At 69.5% G+C, this 19,865-nt stretch carries 20 protein-coding genes; 9 read left to right on the forward strand and 11 right to left on the reverse strand.

Going from position 1 to position 19,865, the window contains the following annotated elements; all coding sequences use genetic code 11:
• Positions 1 to 56: 56 nt before the first annotated feature.
• The 10 genes from UUA_RS15795 to UUA_RS15840 form a co-directional block, all read right to left on the reverse strand.
• Complete coding sequence (locus UUA_RS15795) at positions 57 to 917, reverse strand: cytochrome c3 family protein (protein ID WP_008438635.1); 861 nt, start codon at positions 915 to 917, stop codon at positions 57 to 59.
• Positions 914 to 1,465, reverse strand: coding sequence for a hypothetical protein (locus tag UUA_RS15800; RefSeq protein ID WP_008438636.1), 552 nt, complete (start codon positions 1,463 to 1,465; stop codon positions 914 to 916). The genes UUA_RS15795 and UUA_RS15800 overlap by 4 nt, the downstream gene beginning before the upstream one ends.
• A 1-nt stretch (position 1,466) precedes the next feature.
• Positions 1,467 to 2,618 carry an FAD-binding oxidoreductase gene (locus tag UUA_RS15805; RefSeq protein ID WP_008438637.1) on the reverse strand — a complete coding sequence of 384 codons (1,152 nt, stop codon included), beginning with the start codon at positions 2,616 to 2,618 and terminating at the stop codon, positions 1,467 to 1,469.
• 688 nt (positions 2,619 to 3,306) lie between these two features.
• Entirely contained in the window at positions 3,307 to 4,200 is an 894-nt protein-coding gene (locus UUA_RS15810; protein ID WP_008438638.1) for a UbiA prenyltransferase family protein, read from the reverse strand.
• Between the two features lie 5 nt (positions 4,201 to 4,205).
• Positions 4,206 to 4,916 carry a bifunctional 2-polyprenyl-6-hydroxyphenol methylase/3-demethylubiquinol 3-O-methyltransferase UbiG gene (ubiG, locus tag UUA_RS15815; protein WP_008438640.1) on the reverse strand — a complete coding sequence of 237 codons (711 nt, stop codon included), beginning with the start codon at positions 4,914 to 4,916 and terminating at the stop codon, positions 4,206 to 4,208.
• Positions 4,894 to 6,045, reverse strand: a complete 1,152-nt coding sequence (locus tag UUA_RS15820) for a sedoheptulose 7-phosphate cyclase (RefSeq protein ID WP_008438647.1) — start codon at positions 6,043 to 6,045, stop codon at positions 4,894 to 4,896. Before UUA_RS15820 ends, ubiG begins: the two co-directional genes overlap by 23 nt.
• On the reverse strand, positions 6,042 to 6,524 hold the full coding sequence (locus UUA_RS15825; protein ID WP_008438649.1) for an S-ribosylhomocysteine lyase: 483 nt from the start codon (positions 6,522 to 6,524) through the stop codon (positions 6,042 to 6,044). The genes UUA_RS15820 and UUA_RS15825 overlap by 4 nt, the downstream gene beginning before the upstream one ends.
• Before the next feature lie 31 nt (positions 6,525 to 6,555).
• Entirely contained in the window at positions 6,556 to 7,797 is a 1,242-nt protein-coding gene (locus UUA_RS15830; protein WP_008438650.1) for a sugar phosphate isomerase/epimerase family protein, read from the reverse strand.
• A gap of 261 nt (positions 7,798 to 8,058) precedes the next feature.
• Positions 8,059 to 9,342, reverse strand: a complete 1,284-nt coding sequence (locus UUA_RS15835; RefSeq protein WP_008438651.1) for a c-type cytochrome — start codon at positions 9,340 to 9,342, stop codon at positions 8,059 to 8,061.
• Positions 9,339 to 10,115 carry a c-type cytochrome gene (locus tag UUA_RS15840; RefSeq protein ID WP_008438652.1) on the reverse strand — a complete coding sequence of 259 codons (777 nt, stop codon included), beginning with the start codon at positions 10,113 to 10,115 and terminating at the stop codon, positions 9,339 to 9,341. Before UUA_RS15840 ends, UUA_RS15835 begins: the two co-directional genes overlap by 4 nt.
• 371 nt (positions 10,116 to 10,486) lie before the next feature.
• Between UUA_RS15840 and UUA_RS15845 the strand changes: the two genes are divergently transcribed.
• From UUA_RS15845 to thrC, 3 genes are all read left to right on the forward strand, one after another.
• Positions 10,487 to 11,638: a homoserine dehydrogenase family protein gene (locus tag UUA_RS15845; RefSeq protein WP_008438653.1), complete on the forward strand. Its 1,152-nt coding sequence runs from the start codon at positions 10,487 to 10,489 to the stop codon at positions 11,636 to 11,638.
• Positions 11,635 to 12,633 (forward strand): homoserine kinase, encoded by a 999-nt coding sequence (locus tag UUA_RS15850; protein ID WP_008438654.1) that lies wholly within the window; start codon positions 11,635 to 11,637, stop codon positions 12,631 to 12,633. The genes UUA_RS15845 and UUA_RS15850 overlap by 4 nt, the downstream gene beginning before the upstream one ends.
• Before the next feature lie 103 nt (positions 12,634 to 12,736).
• On the forward strand, positions 12,737 to 14,074 hold the full coding sequence (gene thrC / locus UUA_RS15855; RefSeq protein WP_008438655.1) for a threonine synthase: 1,338 nt from the start codon (positions 12,737 to 12,739) through the stop codon (positions 14,072 to 14,074).
• A gap of 35 nt (positions 14,075 to 14,109) precedes the next feature.
• On the opposite strand, the gene UUA_RS15860 is transcribed toward thrC, so the two are convergent.
• Positions 14,110 to 14,307 (reverse strand): hypothetical protein, encoded by a 198-nt coding sequence (locus tag UUA_RS15860; RefSeq protein WP_008438656.1) that lies wholly within the window; start codon positions 14,305 to 14,307, stop codon positions 14,110 to 14,112.
• Positions 14,308 to 14,488: 181 nt separating this feature from the next.
• Here UUA_RS15860 and UUA_RS15865 point away from each other — a divergent pair, with 181 nt between their 5' ends.
• The 6 genes from UUA_RS15865 to leuD form a co-directional block, all read left to right on the forward strand.
• A complete protein-coding gene (locus UUA_RS15865; RefSeq protein WP_039954264.1) occupies positions 14,489 to 14,872 on the forward strand; it encodes a helix-turn-helix domain-containing protein in 384 nt (127 codons plus the stop codon).
• A gap of 186 nt (positions 14,873 to 15,058) precedes the next feature.
• Positions 15,059 to 15,196: a hypothetical protein gene (locus tag UUA_RS19450; protein ID WP_155943278.1), complete on the forward strand. Its 138-nt coding sequence runs from the start codon at positions 15,059 to 15,061 to the stop codon at positions 15,194 to 15,196.
• 111 nt (positions 15,197 to 15,307) lie between these two features.
• Entirely contained in the window at positions 15,308 to 16,912 is a 1,605-nt protein-coding gene (locus tag UUA_RS15870; protein ID WP_050981908.1) for a 2-isopropylmalate synthase, read from the forward strand.
• A complete protein-coding gene (locus UUA_RS15875) occupies positions 16,909 to 17,850 on the forward strand; it encodes a branched-chain amino acid transaminase (RefSeq protein ID WP_008438660.1) in 942 nt (313 codons plus the stop codon). The genes UUA_RS15870 and UUA_RS15875 overlap by 4 nt, the downstream gene beginning before the upstream one ends.
• Positions 17,850 to 19,262 carry a 3-isopropylmalate dehydratase large subunit gene (gene leuC / locus UUA_RS15880; RefSeq protein WP_008438678.1) on the forward strand — a complete coding sequence of 471 codons (1,413 nt, stop codon included), beginning with the start codon at positions 17,850 to 17,852 and terminating at the stop codon, positions 19,260 to 19,262. The genes UUA_RS15875 and leuC overlap by 1 nt, the downstream gene beginning before the upstream one ends.
• On the forward strand, positions 19,259 to 19,865 hold a 607-nt coding region (leuD, locus tag UUA_RS15885; RefSeq protein WP_008438679.1), incomplete at its 3' end, for a 3-isopropylmalate dehydratase small subunit. The genes leuC and leuD, both read left to right, overlap by 4 nt.

Genomic DNA, 19,865 nt, shown 5'->3' on the forward strand with positions numbered 1-19,865 from the left:
CCAAGAGAGAACGACACCCCGCTTCCGCGCCTTGCGCGCATCCTTCTCATCCGACCTCAGTCATCGTCATTGCCGTCATGCCAGCGCCCCTTGCTCTCGGATCGCGCGCGCGGACCATGGCACCGCACGCAATCCTCGAAGTTGCGGATACCCTCCTCGAGATGTTCTTCGCGGATGTTCGCCGGGGTGTGCGCGTGGCAGCCGTAGCAGGTATAGCGGGAGGTGTCGTTGCGCGGATGGCAGGTGGCGCAGGTGGCCCGGTGTTCGCCAACCAGCGGGAAATAGCGGTCATGGTCGAAGCTGGCCGGTTGCCAGGCCTTGGTGCCATGGCACTGGCTGCAACCGATGTCACCGAATGACGCATGCAGTCGATCGCCCGGGGCCTTGTGGCAGCTGCTGCACGCGGCCAGTTGCGTGGCGTCCAGGTGGCTGTGGTCGAAGCTGGCGGGTTCCCAGGCCTTCGTTGCGTGACATTGCGAACACTGGGCGGTGACGCCGCGATGCACGCGGGTATCCGGCGCCTTGTGGCAACTCCTGCAGTCGGCGGCCTGCGTCTCGCGCAACATGGAATGGTCGAAGCGGACGAGCGTGCCCTTCACCGGCATCAGGCGATCGGCGTGCTCGCGGTGGCAGGCCGTGCAGTCCTGCCGCACCAGCGCCTGGTGGAACGGCGTGCCGTTGGCGATCGGCACGCCGGTCGTGGTCAAGCGGCCGATGTCGGCCGGCCGGTGGCAGGCCATGCACTTGTCGGCCGAGGCACCACGCAACGGCAGGTGGCAGGCGAAGCAGTTGTCGCCGATGGCGGCATGCGCCGACTGGAGCTTTCCGGGGCTCACCATCAACTGCGGGAAGGCGAATACCAGCACCGCAATGACCGCCAGGTTGATGAGCAACAGCCATTTGATCCAGCGACTCATCGCCAGCCCCAGAACAGGAAGATCGAGAAGATATGGCCCAGCGCGAACACGCTGAACGCCACGGAGATCGGAATGTGCACGCGGCGCCAGCCACTGATGGCCTCCAGCGCCATGGCGCCAGGCAGCGACGGCTGCAGGCCGGCGCCGGTCGCGGCATCCGGCTGCAGGTGCTCGCGCGCGTGCTTCAGCAGGAATTGCCCGACCAGGCCGCTGATGACGTTCACGCCCATGGCGAAGGTGGCCAGCCAGGGCAGCACCGCGTTGAAGTGCACGCCGGAGTGGATCAACACCAGCAGCGAGCCCAGCCATGCGGCCCCCTCGTGCCATCGCAGCAGCGCAGGCGAGACACCCTTTGCACTGCGCCCACGCTTGCGTATCGAATACACCAGCGACAGTGCGATCAGCAGCACGCCGGGAATGCCCAGGTAGCGCCCGATCCAGCTCAGGCCCAGCCCATGCAGGAGTACATCACCCAGCAATGCCGCGAGCGCGAACGCAGCAACGATCAGCAGGAAGGGGAGGCCGTGCTTCTGGAGAAACTCGCGCATGTCATGCGTCCAGTACCAGATCCGAGGTCGGCTTGCAGACACAGGGCAGGCAGCTGCCGGGGGCGGGTGCAAAGGTGGGTGGAGTGCCGTAGCCCACAGTACCAGAGAGGATTCGCGTCTGGCAGTTGCCGCAGGTACCGGCGCGACAGACGGCGGTGATGCGCGCCCCCACGGATTCGGCCAGCTCCAGCATGCTGGCCCCTGGCTTCAGCACGGCGCGCTTGCCGCTGCGGCCGAACTCCACCGTCCGGGGTGCCCCCTCGGATACGCCCGCACCGGCGATGGCCGGCACCGAAGCCGGTCCGAAGGCCTCGAAATGGATGCGTGGCTCCGGCACACCTGCCGCCCTCAGCGCCGCGACCAGATCCTGCATCATGGCCCCCGGGCCGCACAGGAACACATCCGCCAGGCCCGTGGGCAGGCAGGCTGCCACCGAGCGGGCATCCATGCGCCCGGCATGGTCGTAGTCCCGTCCCTGGACGTCCGCGCCTTCCGGCGCCGAGAACCAGCGGTGCAGCCGCAGCGACGGATGGCTCGCGGCCAGTTCACGCAGGCGGGTGGCAAAGGCGAACTCGCGACCGTTGCGGCAGCCGTGCAGGAACACCACCCGGCGCGCCGGGTGCGTCGCATGCAGGTACTCGAGCATCGCCATCATCGGCGTGATCCCGATGCCACCGGAGACCAGTACCACCGGCGTCTCGTCGTCCGCCAGATGGAACGCGCCGGCCGGCGCCCCGACGTCCAGCACGTCGCCGGCGGCGACGCGATCGTGCAGCCAGGGCGAAACCCGGCCGCCGGCGACCCGCTTCACGGAAATCCGCAGGAAGCCCTCGCCCGGCGCATTGGACAACGAATAGCAGCGTTGTACCGGCGCTCCCTCGCCGTCCGGGCGCGCATGGATGGTCAGGTATTGGCCGGGCAGGAAAGCAGGGGCCGACTGCTCGACGGGTGCCAGCAGGAACGAACAGACCGAGCCATCGGCCGTCTCCGGCGTCTTGCGCAGCACGCGCATCGGGATCGGCGCCAGCCGCGCCGCCCGGTCTCGCGACGCGCTCAGCTCGCGGCGCACCCTGGCAGCCGCCATCCCAAGCAGGATCGCTGCTTGCGCGGCGAAGCCCAGGATGATGCCGACGAGCAGTTGTGCAGCAGTCATACCCAACCTCATGGATTCAGCATCACCCTGAGGGTCAAAACTTATGTGTCGCTTAACGACCCGGGCGCCGGGTCGCGCGGTTAGCCTTGGTTCATATGAAACAACAGGACTGGTGGGTGTCGGACGGACGTGAGTCACTCCGCCACGGCGATCTCGCGCCGTTCAATGGGGCCCGACGAAAGTCGACGGACCAGACGACCGCAGTTCGTCCAGAAGTGTCAGCTTATGGCCGAAAAAAGTCCCGCTCGCAGCGGGACTTCCTTGTTCTTGGCCTTACGGCTTTCACCACCGCGCTCGCGGTCGCGCACCGAGTGCGCGCCAGGATGGCGCGCTGCTGCTCTACCCGGGATCCTCTGCAGCGGCGGGCGGGTGGAGGATCAGCCCGCAGGGTGGTCGGCAGGGATGCCGCCCAGTTTTGCGTCAGGGCAGGCGAGGGCATGGCGACGGCATGGATGCCTGAGTTGAGGCAACGCAGGAGCGGTTGCCCGATGCCTGAGTTGAGGCAACGCAGAAGCGGTTGTCCGATGTCCGCAAGGCGCGGCAGCGGGGTGTCGTTTTCTCCTGGGTACTTCTCTCTTGGACAAGAAGCAAAAGAGAAGTACCTCGACCTCCGCAGGAGGACGAAAACTCTCGCCCCTGGCAACACCTTGGCACCGGGAGTACCCGGCCAAGGGGCTTGTCGCGCGCCTCAGCGGATCAACACGAACACCGTGACGATCGCCAGCAAAACCAGCGGATACATGCTGGCACGATCGAACAGCCGTGCCGCCTGGCGGCCATCCAGCGTGTACGCGAGGCGGACCGCTGGCGGCAACAGCAGGCCGGCGCCGGCGGCGAGGATGGCCAGCTGGAACGGCCAGCCGCCATTGAGCGGCGACAGGTGCGGCAGCAGCGCGCTGGCGAGCACGGCCAGGCCCAGGCAGACCACCACCAGCACGCCCGCCGCGCGCAAGCCGAACACCAACGGAATGGTGCGCGCGCCGATACGACGGTCCTCCTCGAGGTCGTTCCAGTCGGCCGGAATGTTCTGCCCGCCGATCTCCCACAGCATCAGCCAGACCAGCAGCCCCAGCAGCCCCAACCACGACGGCTCGGGAATCACCGCGAACACCGCGGCGATCGGCCCGGCCGACTTGACCAGGCCGCTGACCACGGTGCGCCACCAGGTGACCTTGAGCAGCTTGACGTAGACCACTTCCAGCGCCGCGGCGGCGAACACGATGGCGAGGATCCGCGGGTTCAGCAGCCAGGTGCCGAGCACGGCCAGCGCGAACCAGCAGCCGAACCACGCCAGCGCGCCCTTCATGCTGATCAGGTTCTGCGCCAGCGGGTAACGCATGGCGGAAGCCTCGACCGCGTAGCCCGGGGTGATCCCGCCGGCGACCTTCTCCTTGTCGTCCTTCACCCCGATCAGGTCGTTCAGCGCGTAGATGGCCGTATAGCCGGCCAGCGCGGTCGCCAGGGACAGCGCCAGCACCTGCCACGACGGGAAATGCCCCAGCCACAGCAGCGCGACGAAGCCGGGCATGGCGATGTCGAGCACGCCGTGGACGGAACGCGACAAGGCGAGAAAACGCCGCATGGGTTTCAGCCCTTCCTGACGAAGCAGGCCATGTAGTTGATGTCTTCGCGGTTCGGCGCGACCCGGAAGCGGCGCGTCAGCGGGTTGTACATGAGGCTGTCGACCGCCCTGAATTCGAGCCCAGCCGCGCCGGCCCACGCGCGCATCTCCACCGGCCGGATCAACTTGCTGTAGTGGTGGGTGCCGCGCGGCAGCAGGCCGAGGATGTACTCGCCGGCCACGATGGCGAAGGCGAACGCCTTGAACGTGCGGTTGATGGTGGAGAAGAACGCCACGCCACCCGGCTTGAGCATGGCGGCGCAGGCGGCGATGACCTGCTCCGGATGCGGCACGTGCTCAAGCATCTCCATGCAGGTGACGGCGTCGAAGCTGCCGGGCTCATCGCGCGCGAGGGTCTCCGCGTCGAGCTCGCGGTAATCGATGGCCAGCCCGCCGCGCCCGGCGTGCTGGCGGGCGATGTCCAGCGACATCCGCGACAGGTCGATGCCAGTCACCTGCGCGCCGGTTCTGGCCAGCGCCTCGGCCAGGATGCCGCCGCCGCAGCCCACGTCGACGATGCGCGGCGTGGACACGCCGATGCGGTCGGTGATGAAGCGCAGGCGCAGGTCGTTGATCGCGTGCAGCTGGCCCATCTTGCCGTGCGGGTCCCACCACAGCTGGGCAATGCGGTTGAAATGGGCGATTTCCCCGGCGTCAACATTCGGCGATTCGGTCATGGCTGCTCGTGGTCCGCTGGTTCAGGGTGTGGATGGAGACTTCGATTTCCGCACGCGCGATGTCGTTGACGAACACGCACTCGCCGAGCCCCGCGGGCAACGGCACGCGCTGCAGGCCGTTGCGGTGCTCGACGCGATCGAGCAGTGACTGCCACATCAGTTCGGCGTCGAGCAGGGCGAGCTCGGGGGCGAGCTGCAGGCGCTCGACCAGGGCGAAGATGCGGCCGGCCGCGGCCGCGTCGAGCAGGCCGCGCCGGCGGGCGATCGCGGTCGACACCAGGATGTCCAGCAGCACCGCCTCGCCGTGCAGCAGGTCGTCCCCGTAGCGGGTTTCCAGGCCGTAACTGAAGGTGTGGCCGAAGTCGACCTTGCGCGCCAGCTCCTCCTCGTGCAGGTTCGGCGCCAGCTCTTCCAGCATGCCGCCGATGGCGCGGTCAAGGATCTCGCCGCCATGCTCGTCCTGGAAGGCATTCGCCAGCGAAGCTGCGCCGTGGCGCTCCAGCAGACCGAACAGCGCGGCGTCGCGGATCACCGCCAGCTTGACGATCTCGCACATGCCATTGCGCAGGTGGCGCGGCGGCAGGCTGCGCAACAGGCCGCGGTCCAGCAGTACCCGGCGCGGCGGCTCGAAGTTGCCCAGACGGTTCTTGTGGTCGTTGAAGTTGATCCCGGTCTTGATCCCGACCGCGGCGTCGACGTAGCCCATCAGCGTGGTCGGCACCTTGATGTGCGGCACGCCGCGGCGGTAGCTGGCCGCCGCATAGCCGACCACGTCGGTCAGCACGCCGCCGCCGATGGCGATCACCGGCTCGTCGCGGCGATGGATCGGAAAGTCGTCCAGCTCGCGCAGTACCTCGAGCCAGGCGTCCAGCGTCTTGCCGCCCTCGCCGCCTGGCAGGGTGATGATGCGGGCGTCGATCCGGTGCTGCGCGAAATAGGCGCGGATGCGTTCGCCGTGGTGCGCGTGCACGCACGCGTCGACCACCACGAAGCGGCGCCCGTCCTGCACGCGGCCCATCGACAGCAGCGCATCGCTGCGCGGATCGAACACGTCGGCCACGTTGAGCAGGTCGTACTCGATGCGGCGCGTGGCGCTGACCTGCCAGCGCGCGCCCGGCGTGGCGCTCATGTGATGTCCTGCCATGCGGCGCGTTGCGCCAGCACCTCGCGCGCCACGGCCTGCGCGCGCGCCAGGTCGTGGTTGCGCCAGTGGCCGCACTGGTCGATGCGCGCATACGGCACGGCGTCGGCCACGAGCACGCCTGCGAGGATGGCGGCGAGCGCATCCTCGACCACGGCGCGGCGGCCTTCGCCAAGCAGGGTGAGGTAGAAGCCGGTCTGGCAACCCATCACGCCGATGCCGATGAAGTGCCGCGGCAACAGGCGGCCGTAGCCTTCCAGCAGGAAATGCTCGATCGAGTGCAGCTCGGTGCTGGACAGGCAGGCGTCGGCGTTCGGCCGGCGCAGGCGCAGGTCGACGCTGTAGACGATGTCGCCCGCCGCGCCTGCACGGGCGCCGCGCAGCTTGACGCTGGGCGCCTTGAGCAGGCGGTGGTCCAGTTCGCCGACGGTGTCGCTGCGCCAGCCCAATGCCTCGAAGTCGATCATGATGCTTGCTCGCTGGAACGGCCGGGCGCGCTCATGCCGGCTGCGCGATGGCGGCCAGGTGGCGGTAGCTCTGGTCGAGCGCCTGCTGCCAACCCTCGACGTGGTGGTAGAGCTCGACCGAGCCGAAGCCGTCGAAGCCGTGCGTGTTCAGCGCCCGGAAACTGGCGGCCAGGTCCAGCGTGCCCTCGCCGGGAATCTCGTGGAAATGCACGATGCCGGTGCGCGTGTTGGCGACCATCCGCCCGAACAGCGCCGGTCCGCGCACGCCGCGCAGGTGGGCGACGATCGGCCAGGCCCGTTCGAGCACGTCGAAGCTCAGCCCCGGCACCGAGATCAGGTAGGTGAAGATCTCGTCGTCCAGCGGCGAGGCGCCGGCGTACAGGCTGCCGTAGTCGATCAGGCCCGCAGGCCGCGCGATGCCGACCTGCGCCAGCAGCGCGTCGATGCGCCGGCGCCGTGCCGCGTCGGGCGCGCGGTCGGCGAAGTACAGCGGATGCTGGCGATCCAGCAGCAGGTAGTCCGCGGTGTCCGGGAAGTACACCAGTGCGCTGGCGGCATCGAGGTCGAGCGCCGGCACGGCATCGTCGCGCACAATCCTCAGGTTGTGGCCCTGGCGCGCATCGGAGATGTGCAGGTAGCGCGCGTGCGGCGCCGCCTGCGCCAGCGCGTCAAGATAGTCCGGTTCGGAGCAGTAGGCGTGGCAGATGTCGATGTGCAGCGCGAAGCGCGGCGAGCCGACCGCGCGGATCAGTGCCAGCCCCTGCTCCAGCGTCTCGATGTACATGCCCGGCTCGGGCTCGATCAGCAGCGTGATGTCCTCGTCGTCGCGGAGCTCGCGCAGGCATTCGCGGATGCTGTCCACCAGCAGCTCGCCCGGATCGACCTGCGGCTGGCGCACATGCTCCTCGCGCAGGAAGCCGCTGCCGAAGGTGACCAGCTTCACGCCCAGCCGGCGCGCCACGCGGATGCCGCGCTTGACCAGGTCGATGCGGCGCTTGCGCCCGGCCACGTCCAGCGTCATCAAGGACGGCTCGTGCGGCCGCTGCGGGGTGAAGAAGTGCGAGGCGGTGGCCACGCAGGCGGGCACGATGCGCGCCACATCCAGCCGTGCGCGCACGGCGTCGAGGTCGGCGTCGTCGAGGTTGAAGGGGTTGAACTGGTCGCGGTGAAAGGACAGCTCGATGCCCGCGTAACCGGCGCGGACCACGGCGTCGATGGCGTCCAGGAACGGCAGCTGGGTGAGGCCGAAGGTGCTGTAGCTGAGCTGGATCATGCCCGGGAACCGTGGTGAGCAAACGGTGGATGGCTATCCCGCGCAGCGTGCGGGCGCGGCGGCACGCTCGCCATGACCCACGTCAAATCGCGCCCGCCGGGGGCCTGCGTTCGGATGCCGCAGTGCGCCGGTAGCCGGTCACTGCAGGGCCAAGGTGCTTCGTCGGGACGGTAGAAAGATCAAGAGCGGGCCCCACCCCGGAGCTCCCCTGCAAGCAGGGGAGGGAGCAACACGTGGCGCGGACAAAACTCCGGCCACTGCTCAGTCGACCGGCGTGTTGCGGTAGTTGCCGACGTCGGCGGGCTGCACTGCAGCGGCCTTGTTCGACCACGACTGGCGGATGTAGCCGACCACCGCGGCGACGTCCGCGTCGCTGAGCTGCTGCGCGAACGGCGGCATCGAGTACGGCTGCGGGTTGCCGGCGGTGACCGGGGCGAAGCCGCCGAGCAGCACGCTGCGGATCGCGTTGATGCCGGTCGGTTCGGTGACCGAGGTGTTGCCGTCCAGCGGCGGGTAGACGCCGGCCACGCCGCGGCCGTCCTTGCCGTGGCAGTCGGCGCAGCGCTGCGCATAGAGCTGGCCGCCGTGTTCGTGGCTGGCCGCCTGCGTGAACAGCGCAGGCGCGGGCTGCGGGCGCGGCGGCAGCGACTGCAGATAGACGGCCACCGCCTGCAGGTCGGCGTCGCTCATGTGCTGGGTGCTCAGGCGCACCACGTCGGCCATCGGTCCGAACGCGGTGCCTTTCGCCGACTGGCCGGTCTTCAGCAGGTCGACGATGTCCTGCGCGAGCCAGCCGTCGAGGCCGCCGCCGGCTTGCGTGCTGAGGTCCGGCGCGTACCAGTCCAGCTGCGGGATCTGCCCGCCGGTGAGGTGGCGCTCCGGCGCGATGCCGCCGAGCGAGTCGCGCATGGTGTGGCATTCGTTGCAGTGGCCCAGGCCCTGCACCAGGTAGGCGCCGCGGTTCCATTCGGGCGGCTTCGCCGGATCGGGCTTGAACTCGCCCGGCTTGAAGTACAGCGCGCGCCACGCCACCAGGCTGCTGCGCACGTTGTAGGGAAAGCCCAACCCCAGCTCCGTGTCGGGTCGATGCACCGGCGGCAGCGATTTCAGGTAGGCGAAGATTGACAGCGCGTCGTCGCGGCTCACTTTGGTGAACGAAGTGTAGGAGAACACCGGGTACAGCAGCTCGCCCTGGCGGCCCTTGCCTTCGTGCAGTGCGCGCCAGAAATCGTCGAAGCTCCAGCGGCCGATGCCGGTGTCCGGATCGGGCGTGATGTTCGGCGCCGGCACGTCGCCGAACGGCGTACCCAGCGAGCGGCCGCCGGCGTAGCGCTGGCCGTCGCGCGCGGTGTGGCAGGCGGCGCAGTCGCCCACCGTGGCCAGGTATTCGCCGCGCGCGATCAGCGCGGGGTCGCGCAGCGCCGCGGCATCCGCCTCACGCTGCGCCGGCGAAGCGGTCGGCTGGCCGTGGCCGACGTACCACCAGCCCAGTACCGCCACCAGCAGCAATGCCGGCACCCACCAGCCACGTCGCCACCACTTCATTGACCTGCTCCGCTCTTGCCCATCACGCACCAGCCCGGCAACGGTTCGGTGTGCGCACTGGCCGCCACCGGGTGCATGTCGGCCGGCGGTTCCTGGCCGGCCAGCCATGCGGATACCGCGGCGATGTCCGATTCGCGCATGCGGTTGGCGACCACGCCCATGCAGTACGGCCCTTCGGCCGCGCGCTGACGCGTGCGCCACGACACCAGCTGAGTGTTGAGATAGTCGTAGGACAGGCCCATCAGGCCGGGCATCATCGGTTCCACGCCGGTCAATTTCGCGCCATGGCAGCTGACGCACGACGGCACGCCGCGGGTCGAGTCGCCGCGCAGCACCAGTTGCTCGCCGCGCCGCAGGGTCTCTGCCGATACCGCCGGCACCGGCTGCCTACGGTAGGGCACGTCCTGCTGCGCGAAGTAGGCGGCGATGTCGCGCAGGTACGCCGGGCTGAGCTGGCGTACCACGTACTCCATCGGCGCGTGCCGGCGCTGGCCGGTCTGGAAGTACTCGAGCTGCTGCATCAGGTAGCCGACCGGCTTGCCGGCCAGGCGCGGGATCGCCACGTTGTCCGCCGAACCCTCGCCGTGCGCGCCGTGACAACTGGTGCATGCCGCCACGCGCTGCTGCATGGTGTCAGGTACGCCCGGGGTGGTGCCGTCCTGCGGCGGCGTGGCGGCCATCGCGGCGCTGCCGATGCCAAACGCAAGCAGCACAAAAGCCGCACGCGGCGCCTGCCCACGCAGCCGCCGGCACAGTGAAACGAAGCTGTTCATCCGGCAAATTGTAGGCCTCGCGAACGGCGGCGGCCGGCGGCAACCGGTCTGCCGCGACAACCTGCCGCAGGTATGGCGCCGCGCGAAAGTTGCAAATGCACCTGTTGACCGCAGTGCAGCATCGGCCTTAAGGTCGACTCCATGTCGCCGTTTTCCGTGCCAGCACGCATGCATCCTGCCCTGCTTCGCAGCGGGCGCATGGCCATGCACGCCAGCGCCATCATTACCACCACGATTACCACCGGTACCACGGGTCCCGGGCGGAGCGTCGTGCGTAGCTGAGTTTTCCCACGCAACGGCCCGCCCTCGACGAGGCGGGCCGGTCCAAGCCGACACGCCAGCGAGAACGGGCCTCCACCGGAGAGGCCACCGTGATCACCTGTGCACCCGAGCAAGTCCAGCACTCCCTGCCGCCGCCGCTGTCGCTGGCCCGCACCGGTACGACCCGGCGACGCGTGCTGGCGGTCGGCGTGATCGGCCCCGGCCGCGTCGGCAGCGCCTTGCTGGAGCAGTTGCGTGCTGCGCAACCGCGGCTGGCTCGCGACGGTGCGCTGGAGCTGAAACTCTGCGGCGTGGTGGCCAGCAAACGCATGTGGCTGGACTGCGACGACGCCGAGCTCAACGCCCGCCACGGCGGCGCGCAGATCTGGCGGCCGAACGACCTGGACGCGTTCGCCGACCACGTGCGCGGCAGTGACGGCCGCCACGCGCTGCTGATCGACTGCAGCGCCAGCGACGCGGTGGCCGCGCACTACCCACGCTGGCTGGCGGCAGGGTTGCACGTGGTGACGCCGAACAAGCTGGCCGGCAGCGGCCCGCTGCTGCGCTGGCAGGCGATCCGCGCAGCCTGCGCCGGCGGCGCGCGCTTCCGCTACGAGGCCACCGTGTGCGCCGGCCTGCCGGTGGTGCAGACGCTGCGTGACCTGCTCGACACCGGCGACGAACTGTTCGCGGTCGACGGCATGTTCTCCGGCACGCTGGCGTGGCTGTGCAACCGCCACGACGGCCGCCAGCCTTTCTCCGCGCTGGTGCGCGAGGCGCACGCGCTGGGCTACACCGAACCCGATCCGCGCGACGACCTGTCCGGGCTCGACGTGGCGCGCAAACTGGTGATCCTCGCGCGCGAAGCGGGCTGGCCGCTATCGCTGGAAGAGGTCGACCTGGAAAGCCTGGTGCCGAACGCTCTGGCCGCGTTGCCGGTGGGCGACTTCATGCAGCGGCTCGACGCCCTCGATGCGCCGATGGCGGCGAAACTGGCCGAGGCACGCGCCGAAGGCGGCGTGCTGCGCCATGTGGCGCAGCTCGACCGGCGCGGTCGCGCCAGCGTGCGGCTGCAGGTGCTGCCCGCCTCCCACGCGTTCGCGCACACCCGGCTCACCGACAACATCGTGCAGTTCAGCACCCGCCGCTACTGCGATAATCCGCTGATCGTGCAAGGCCCCGGCGCCGGCCCGGAGGTGACCGCCGCCGGCGTGTTCACCGACCTGCTGCGCATCGCCGAGTCGCTGGAGGCACGCGCATGAACTCCTCCCTGCTGGAACCCGTCATGGCTGCACCGCGCACTGCCAAACATCCACAAGTCGCCTGCGCCTTCGCGCCCGCCAGCGTCGGCAATGTCGGCGTCGGCTTCGACCTGCTCGGCCACAGCGTGGCCGGGGCCGGCGACCGCGCCGAGGTACGCCGCATCGACGAGCCGGTGGTGCGCATCACGTCGATCTGCGGCTGCGTCACCGGGCTGCCCACCGACCCGCGCGCGAACACCGCCGGCACCGCACTGCTCTCGCTGCGCAAGGCGCTGGGCCTGCGGCACGGTTTCGAGCTGGTGCTGCACAAGGGCATCGCGCTCGGCTCAGGCATGGGCGGCTCGGCCGCCTCCTGCGTGGCCGCGCTGATCGCGGCCAACGCATTGCTGCCCAAGCCGCTGCCGCGTGAAGCGCTGTACGGCTTCGCGCTGGACGGCGAGGCGGTGGCCAGCGGCAGCCGCCACGGCGACAACCTCGGCTCGATGCTGCTGGGCGGCCTGGTGCTGGCCACCCACGACCGCCTGCTGCGCATCGACGTGCCGGCCGCGTGGCACTGCGCGCTGGTGCATCCGCACGTGGTGCTGGAGACGCGCCGGGCGCGCGCGGCGCTGGCCGGCCATTACGCGCTGGGCGAGTTCGTGGCGCAGAGTTCGAACCTTGCCCTGGTGCTGGCCGGCTGCTGGCGCGGCGACGCCGCGCTGGTGCGCGAAGGCCTGAAGGACGTGCTGGTGGAACCGCGCCGCGCGTCGCTGATCCCGCACTTCGCGCGGGTGAAGCAGGCCGCGCTCGACCACCGCGCGCTGGGCGCCAGCATCTCCGGCGCCGGCCCCAGCGTGTTCGGCTGGTACGACCACCGTGCCGACGCCGAGGCGGCCAGCGTAGCGATGCAGGCCGCGTTTGCCGAGGGCGGGCTGGACAGCGACGCGTGGGTGTCGCCGGTCAACGGGCCGGCTGCCGCGTTGATCGACTCCCTCGACGTGGAGCCGCAGCCATGACCAGCGTAGGGCGGGCACTGCCCGCCAGCTTCTGCTCTCAGGTCATGACGGGAGCGGCGGGCAGTGCCCGCCCTACGCCTGCATCGTCATGTGGAGTCGCGGCATGAACCCGGCGCCGCTGCGTTACCACAGCACCCGCGGCACCGCCCCGGCCGTACCGATCGGCGAGGCTATCGCTGCCGGACTGGCGCCGGACGGCGGCCTGTACGTGCCCGCATCCCTGCCGCGACTCGACCCGGCCGCGTTCGATCCGCACGGCACGTTGGCCGACACCGCCGCCACCTTGCTGACACCGTTCTTCACCGGCGATGCGCTGGCCGACCAACTGCCCGCGATCTGCGTCGAGGCGCTCACCTTCGATACGCCGCTGCGCGCACTGCCGGCGCATCCGCACACGACGATGCTGGAGCTTTTCCACGGCCCCACCTCGGCCTTCAAGGATGTCGGCGCACGCTTCCTCGCCGCCTGCCTGCGCCGGCTGCCGCGCCGCGATGCGCGGCCGCTGACGATCCTGGTCGCCACCTCGGGCGACACTGGCGCGGCGGTGGCTGCCGCGTTCCATCGCCAGCCGCATGTGCGCGTGGTGATCCTGTATCCGGATGGCCTGGTCTCGCCGCGCCAGGCGCACCAGCTCGGCTGCTTCGGCGACAACGTGACCGCGCTGCGCGTGGCCGGCCGCTTCGACGACTGCCAGCGCATGGTCAAGGCCGCGCTCAACGACGCGGAACTGCAGGCGGATGTGCCGCTGTCTTCGGCCAACAGCATCAGCCTCGGCCGCCTGCTGCCGCAGATGAGCTACTACGCGCACGCCGCGCTGGGCTGGGGGCGCGACCACGGCACGCCGCTGAACTTCATCGTGCCCACCGGCAACCTCGGCAACGCGCTGGCATGCCTGTGGGTCCGTGAAATGGGTTTGCCGGTCGGCGAAGTACGGCTGGCCTGCAACGCGAACGCCACCCTGCCCGAGTTCTTCGCCGGCGCCGACTACCGCCCGCGCGAAGCGGTCGCCACCCTCGCCAACGCGATGGACGTCGGTGCGCCGAGCAACTTCAAGCGGCTGCGCTGGACCTTCCCGAATGAATCCGCGTTGCGCCGACTGCTGCAAGCCCACAGCGTGGACGACGCCACCATCCGCCGCACCATCGCCACCCATGCGCGCGAACACGGCGAAGTGTTCTGCCCGCACGCCGCCACCGCGATGCACCTGCTCGACCGCCTGCGCGCGGAGGGCGACGAGGCGCCGTGGGCGGTGGTCGCCACCGCCCACCCGGCCAAGTTCGATAGCGTGGTGGAGCCGCTGCTCGGCCATCCGCTCGACGTGCCGCCGGCGCTGGCGGCGATGCTGACGCGGCCAGCCCGCGCCGAACCCCTGCCGGCAAACGACAAGGCGCTCGAAACCTGGCTATCGAGCCATCGGCGGGACGCGAGCAGATCGAACTGATCCGGAACACACCCCGCCCGCATGGAACCGAAGCGCTATTCCGCTTTGTCCAGGAACACCTGCTTCTGCGCCCGCATCAGCTTTTCCAATACGGTCCGATCGACGTTCGTGACCTGCGCGACCTCGCCGAACGTCAGTCGGCTGAGCCTTGTCTGCGTGATCTGGGCCATCAGCAGGCTGGTGATCTCTGCCTGTGTCAAATGCAGGTGCAAGGTGATGAGCGACTCGTCCACGATCGGCTCCTTTCCATAACCACGTCCAGCCGTCCGGCTGCCATGTCGGCAGCGACCGCTGCCCCATGCGGGAACCCGGCAAACTGTGTCGTGCCGCTCATATTAGCCATTCGTAATTGCCACTGTCAACCATTTCAACTTGGATTTATGACGTACTGCGGGTGCAAAACTCGGCAGGCACATGAGCCTCAAAGCACCCGCTTCCAGCCATTTTGGGCAACGCCTTCACCAGGCGCTCGACCGCACGATGATTCCTCCCGGTCGACAGCGCACGACGGCGCTGGCCAACTACTACGCCATCGCCCGCGAGACGGCACGGTTGTGGCTGGCCGGCCGTGCCATGCCCGAACTCGGCCGGCTGATCGAGATCGCCGACGACTGCCGGGTCAGCCTGAACTGGCTCGCGACGGGGCGCGGCCCGATGGTGGTGCCGCCGTCCCTCGGCGAGGAGGCGAAGAGCTACGAAGTGCTGAGCCCGGACGAGCAGAAGGTACTCAGGGCCGTCCGCAAGCTCTCGGCCAGGCGTCGCCAGGGCTTGCTGACCCTGCTCGATGCGCGCGACTGAGGCGCCGGCGGCAACGTGCCTTCGTGCATGTCGATTCGGCCCATGAAACCGCGCAAACCCGTGAGCCGACGAACGGCACGAATGCTTGGACGGCTAGCCGTCCAAACCGCATCCGGCACGCCTGGAAGTTCTCCTCATATAAAAAACAGTTGACAGCCCTGCACGACCTGCTTTAGGGTCGGTCACATGTCGCAGCGCAACAGCCACCGCCGCATCGCCGAAGGAAACCGCCTCATGACGGTTGCCGGCCTGCTGCAGGCTCGCGGCACGCTCCTTATTACCCTCGTACTCGTACTCCTTATTACCAACGGAGGTGCGGGCTGAGGGCATGTGTCCAGGTAGCTAGAAAAACCTGAAAACACCCAAAGAACCCCGCACCCGGTAACGGATGCGGGGTTTTTTTGTGCCTTCGGCGCCGCCCACAGCGGAGCCATGATGAAAACCCGCGACCAGCACAACGCCCCCGCCAGCGACGACGACGTAGTCGCCGGGCGCGTGCGCATCTTCGACACCAGCCTGCGCGACGGCGAGCAGGCGCCCGGTTTCTCGATGGACCGGCGCGCCAAGCTGCGCATGGCGCAGCAGCTCGAGGCGCTCGGCGTGGACGTGCTCGAAGCAGGTTTTCCGCAGGCCTCGCCGGACGATTTTGCTGCAGTCGCGCAAATCGCCGGGGCGCTGCAAGCCACCACGGTGTGCGCGCTGGCGCGCTGCCAGGACGGCGACATCGACAGCGCCGCCCGTGCGCTGGAAGCGGCCCGTCATTCGCGCATCCACCTGTTCCTGTCGACCAGTCCGCTGCATCGCGAGCACAAGCTGGGCATGAGCAAGGCGCAGGTGCTGGACACCGCCGTGCATGCGATCGAGCGCGCCCGTGGGCTGTGCCACGAGGTGGAATTTTCCGCCGAGGACGCGTTGCGCACCGAGCCGGATTTCCTGGTCGAAGTGTTCAGCGCCGCCGTGGCCGCCGGCGCCAGCACGCTCAATGCGCCGGACACGGTGGGCTACACCACGCCGACCGAGATCGTCGAGCTGTTCGAGTACCTGCGCCGCCACGTCGTTGGCGCAGAGCGGGTGGTGTTCTCCAGCCACTGCCACGACGACCTCGGCATGGCGGTGGCGAACAGCCTGGCCGCGGTGGGCGCCGGCGCACGCCAGGTGGAATGCACCATCAACGGCATCGGCGAGCGCGCCGGCAATGCCGCGCTGGAGGAAGTGGTGATGGCGCTGAAGGTGCGCGCCCCGCATTTCGGCGTGGACACCCGCATCGACACGCGCCAGCTGTATCCGACTTCACGTCTGCTGGCCGAGCTGACCGGCCAGGCGGTGCCGCGCAACAAGGCGATCGTGGGCGCCAACGCGTTCGCGCACGAATCGGGCATCCATCAGCACGGCATGCTGAAGCACCGCGGCACCTACGAGATCATGCGGCCGCAGGACGTCGGCATCGCCGAGACCAGCCTGGTGATGGGCAAGCACTCCGGCCGCGCCGCATTGCGCCAGCGCCTGCAGGCACTGGGCCATAGGCCGGACGACGCCGCACTGGACGAGATCTTCGGTCGCTTCAAGGCGCTGGCCGACCACGGCCGCGAACTGCACGACGAAGACCTGGACGCGTTGGCGCTGGGCCACGACCCGCACGCGGGCGGCCCGTGGCGACTGGTGCAGCTGCACGCCAGCTCGCACTTCGGCGGCAGCGCCTCCGCCTCGGTGAAGCTGGCCCACGACGACGGCCACGAGGTTGGTGAGGCGGCGATCGGCGATGGCTCGGTCGACGCGGTGCTGCGCGCGATCGAGCGCGCCACCGGCACGCCGCTGGCACTGACCCGCTTCCAGATCGACGCACTCGGCGAAGGCGCCGATGCCATCGGCCACGCGCAGCTTAGCGCGCGCCACGCCGCGCGCGACTGGCGCGGCCACGGCAGCAGCACCGACATCGTGGAGGCCGCCGCGCTGGCCGCGCTGGTCATCGTCAACCGGATCGAACGCCAGGCGCCGGCCACCGCCGGCACCACCACGCACGCCAAGGGAGTCACCGCATGAGCACGCCATTCGTCTGGCACAACGGCCGCATCAAGCCGTGGGCCGAGGCCAACGTCCACGTCAGCACGCACGCGCTGCACTACGGCTCCTCCGTGTTCGAGGGCGAGCGCGTGTACGCCACGCCGCGCGGTCCGGCCTACTTCCGCCTGGCCGACCATACCCGTCGCCTGTTCGAGTCGGCCCGCGTCTACGAGATCGACGTCGGCTACAGCGAGGACGAGATCAACGCCGCCTGCCTGGAGCTCATCCGCGCCAACGCGATGCCGTCGGCCTACGTGCGGCCGATCGTGTTCCGCGGCGCCGGTGGCCTGGGCGTGCTGGCGAAGGACGGCGCGCCGGTCGAGGTGGCGCTGATGGCGATGGCCTGGGGCGCGTACCTGGGCGAGGCGGCCGAACGCGGCGCCGACGTGTGCGTGTCGTCGTGGCACCGCCCCGCGCCGAACACCATCCCGAGCTGGGCCAAGGCCGGCGGCAACTACCTCTCGAGCCAGCTGATCGGGCTGGAGGCGCGCCGCAACGGCTACGACGAAGGCATCGCGCTCGGCCACGGCGGCCTGCTCAGCGAAGGCGCCGGCGAGAACATCTTCCTGGTCAAGCGCGGCAAGCTGCTCACGCCGCCGTCCAGCGCCGGCATCCTGGCCGGAATCACCCGCGACAGCGTGCTCGCCCTGGCCAACGACCTCGGCATCGCGGTGGAAGAACGCGAGCTGCCGCGCGAGGCGCTGTACTCGGCCGACGAAGTGTTCATGACCGGCACCGCCGCCGAAATCACCCCGGTGCGCTCGGTCGACCGCAAGGCGATCGGCAAGGGCGCGCCCGGTCCGGTCACGCAACAGCTGCGACAAGCGTTCTTCGGCCTGTTCGACGGACGTACCGAGGATCGCCGGAGTTGGCTCACGCCGGTGCACAGCGATGCCGCGGCGCAGGAGGCTGCGTAATGGCCAAGACCCTGTTCGAAAAAATCTGGGACGCGCACGTCGTCGTCGCTGAGACCGCCGACACGCCGGCGATCCTCTACGTCGACCTGCACCTGGTGCACGAAGTGACCTCGCCGCAGGCGTTCAGCGAGCTGCGCGAGCGCGGGCTGAAGCTGCGCCGGCCGGATCGCATGCTGGCCACGCTGGACCATTCCACGCCGACCCTGCCGGCGAACGCCGACGGCAGCCGTCCGTACGCGAACGCCGAGGCGCAGGCGCAGGTCGCGCAGCTGGAAAGCAACTGCCGCGAGTTCGGCGTCGAGCTGCACGGCTGGGACAGTGCCGAGCGCGGCATCGTGCACGTGATCGGCCCCGAGCTGGGCGCGACGCAACCGGGCATGACCATCGTCTGCGGCGACAGCCACACCTCCACCCACGGCGCGTTCGGCGCGCTGGCGTTCGGCATCGGCACCACCGAGGTCGGCCACGTGATGGCCACGCAGTGCCTGCTGCAGCGCCGGCCGAAGACCATGGCAATCCATGTGGACGGCCAATTGCCCGCCGGCGTGGGCGCGAAGGATCTCATCCTGCACATCATCGGCAGCATCGGCATCGATGGCGGCACCGGCCACGTGCTGGAGTACCGCGGCGCGGCGATCGAGGCGCTGTCGATGGACGAGCGCATGACCGTCTGCAACATGTCGATCGAGGCCGGCGCGCGTGCCGGGCTGATCGCGCCGGACGAGACCACCTTCGAATGGCTGCAGGGTCGCCCGCGCGTGCCGCAGGGCGCCGCGTGGGACGCGGCGGTGGCGCAGTGGCGCACGCTGAAGAGCGACGACGGCGCGCGCTACGACCGTGAGGTGCGCATCGACGCTGCCGCGGTGAAACCCACCGTCACCTACGGCACCCATCCCGGCATGGCGATCGCCATGGACGCGCCGGTGCCGGCGGCGACGAATGCGCAGGAGCGCCGCGCGCTCGACTACATGCAGAGCAAGCCCGGCCAGCCGATGCAGGGCACCCCGGTGGACGTGGTGTTCGTCGGCAGCTGCACCAACTCGCGCCTGTCCGACCTGCGCGAAGCGGCCCGCGTGCTGCACGGTCGGCACGTCGCCAGTGGCGTGCGCATGCTGGTGGTGCCCGGCTCCGAAGCGGTGCGCCGCGACGCCGAGCGCGAAGGCCTGCACCACGTGTTCACCGCCGCCGGCGCCGAGTGGCGCGTGCCCGGCTGCTCGATGTGCATCGCGATGAACGGCGACCTGGCGCAGCCGGGGCAGCTGGTCGTGTCCACTTCCAACCGCAACTTCGAGGGCCGCCAGGGCAAGGGCGCGCGCACCGTACTGGCCAGCCCGGCCACCGCCGCCGCGAGCGCCATCGCCGGGCGGATCGCCGATCCGCGCGAGTACGCGACGCAGGAGCAAGCCGCATGAAACCCGTCACCCGCCTCCACTCCCGCACCGCCGTACTGGCCGACGAGAACATCGACACCGACCGCATCATTCCCGCGCGCTTCCTCACCACCACCACGCGCGAAGGATTGGGCAAGTTGTGCTTCCACGACTGGCGCTACCAGGCCGACGGCAGCGACAGCCCGGCCTTCCCGCTGAACCAGCCGGAAGCGCGTGGCTGCTCGATCCTCGTCGCCGGTCGCAACTTCGGCTGCGGCTCCTCGCGCGAGCACGCGCCGTGGGCACTGTTGGACTACGGCATCCACGCCGTGCTGTGCAGCGAGATTGCGGACATCTTCCGCGGCAACGCGCTGAAGAACGGCCTGCTGGCGATCGTCATCGACGAACTGGAACACCGCTGGCTGCTCAAACACCCGGGTATCGAGCTGGCGATCGACGTGCGCGAACAGTACATCGCTCTGTCTGACGGCGGCCGCATCCCGTTCGTGCTGGAGCCGTTCGCGCGGCACTGCCTGCTCAACGGCGTCGACCAGCTCGGTTACCTGCTGCAGCACGGTGACAAAATTGATGCGTTCGTCCGTGAACGCGAACGTCAGGAAGCGGCCATCCATGGCCGCACTCTTC

Origin of the sequence: Rhodanobacter thiooxydans LCS2 (assembly GCF_000264375.1) — a bacterium.
GTDB classification, from domain to species: domain Bacteria; phylum Pseudomonadota; class Gammaproteobacteria; order Xanthomonadales; family Rhodanobacteraceae; genus Rhodanobacter; species Rhodanobacter thiooxydans.

What these genes read in the sequence shown, in the direction of transcription:
- UUA_RS15795 (WP_008438635.1), bottom strand. Translation starts at nt 917, where the DNA reads ATGAGTCGCTGGATCAAATGGCTGTTGCTCATCAACCTGGCGGTCATT.
- UUA_RS15800 (WP_008438636.1), bottom strand. Translation starts at nt 1,465, where the DNA reads ATGCGCGAGTTTCTCCAGAAGCACGGCCTCCCCTTCCTGCTGATCGTT.
- UUA_RS15805 (WP_008438637.1), bottom strand. Translation starts at nt 2,618, where the DNA reads ATGACTGCTGCACAACTGCTCGTCGGCATCATCCTGGGCTTCGCCGCG.
- UUA_RS15810 (WP_008438638.1), bottom strand. Translation starts at nt 4,200, where the DNA reads ATGCGGCGTTTTCTCGCCTTGTCGCGTTCCGTCCACGGCGTGCTCGAC.
- ubiG (WP_008438640.1), bottom strand. Translation starts at nt 4,916, where the DNA reads ATGACCGAATCGCCGAATGTTGACGCCGGGGAAATCGCCCATTTCAAC.
- UUA_RS15820 (WP_008438647.1), bottom strand. Translation starts at nt 6,045, where the DNA reads ATGAGCGCCACGCCGGGCGCGCGCTGGCAGGTCAGCGCCACGCGCCGC.
- UUA_RS15825 (WP_008438649.1), bottom strand. Translation starts at nt 6,524, where the DNA reads ATGATCGACTTCGAGGCATTGGGCTGGCGCAGCGACACCGTCGGCGAA.
- UUA_RS15830 (WP_008438650.1), bottom strand. Translation starts at nt 7,797, where the DNA reads ATGATCCAGCTCAGCTACAGCACCTTCGGCCTCACCCAGCTGCCGTTC.
- UUA_RS15835 (WP_008438651.1), bottom strand. Translation starts at nt 9,342, where the DNA reads ATGAAGTGGTGGCGACGTGGCTGGTGGGTGCCGGCATTGCTGCTGGTG.
- UUA_RS15840 (WP_008438652.1), bottom strand. Translation starts at nt 10,115, where the DNA reads ATGAACAGCTTCGTTTCACTGTGCCGGCGGCTGCGTGGGCAGGCGCCG.
- UUA_RS15850 (WP_008438654.1), top strand. Translation starts at nt 11,635, where the DNA reads ATGAACTCCTCCCTGCTGGAACCCGTCATGGCTGCACCGCGCACTGCC.
- thrC (WP_008438655.1), top strand. Translation starts at nt 12,737, where the DNA reads ATGAACCCGGCGCCGCTGCGTTACCACAGCACCCGCGGCACCGCCCCG.
- UUA_RS15865 (WP_039954264.1), top strand. Translation starts at nt 14,489, where the DNA reads ATGAGCCTCAAAGCACCCGCTTCCAGCCATTTTGGGCAACGCCTTCAC.
- UUA_RS19450 (WP_155943278.1), top strand. Translation starts at nt 15,059, where the DNA reads ATGTCGCAGCGCAACAGCCACCGCCGCATCGCCGAAGGAAACCGCCTC.
- UUA_RS15870 (WP_050981908.1), top strand. Translation starts at nt 15,308, where the DNA reads ATGAAAACCCGCGACCAGCACAACGCCCCCGCCAGCGACGACGACGTA.
- UUA_RS15875 (WP_008438660.1), top strand. Translation starts at nt 16,909, where the DNA reads ATGAGCACGCCATTCGTCTGGCACAACGGCCGCATCAAGCCGTGGGCC.
- leuC (WP_008438678.1), top strand. Translation starts at nt 17,850, where the DNA reads ATGGCCAAGACCCTGTTCGAAAAAATCTGGGACGCGCACGTCGTCGTC.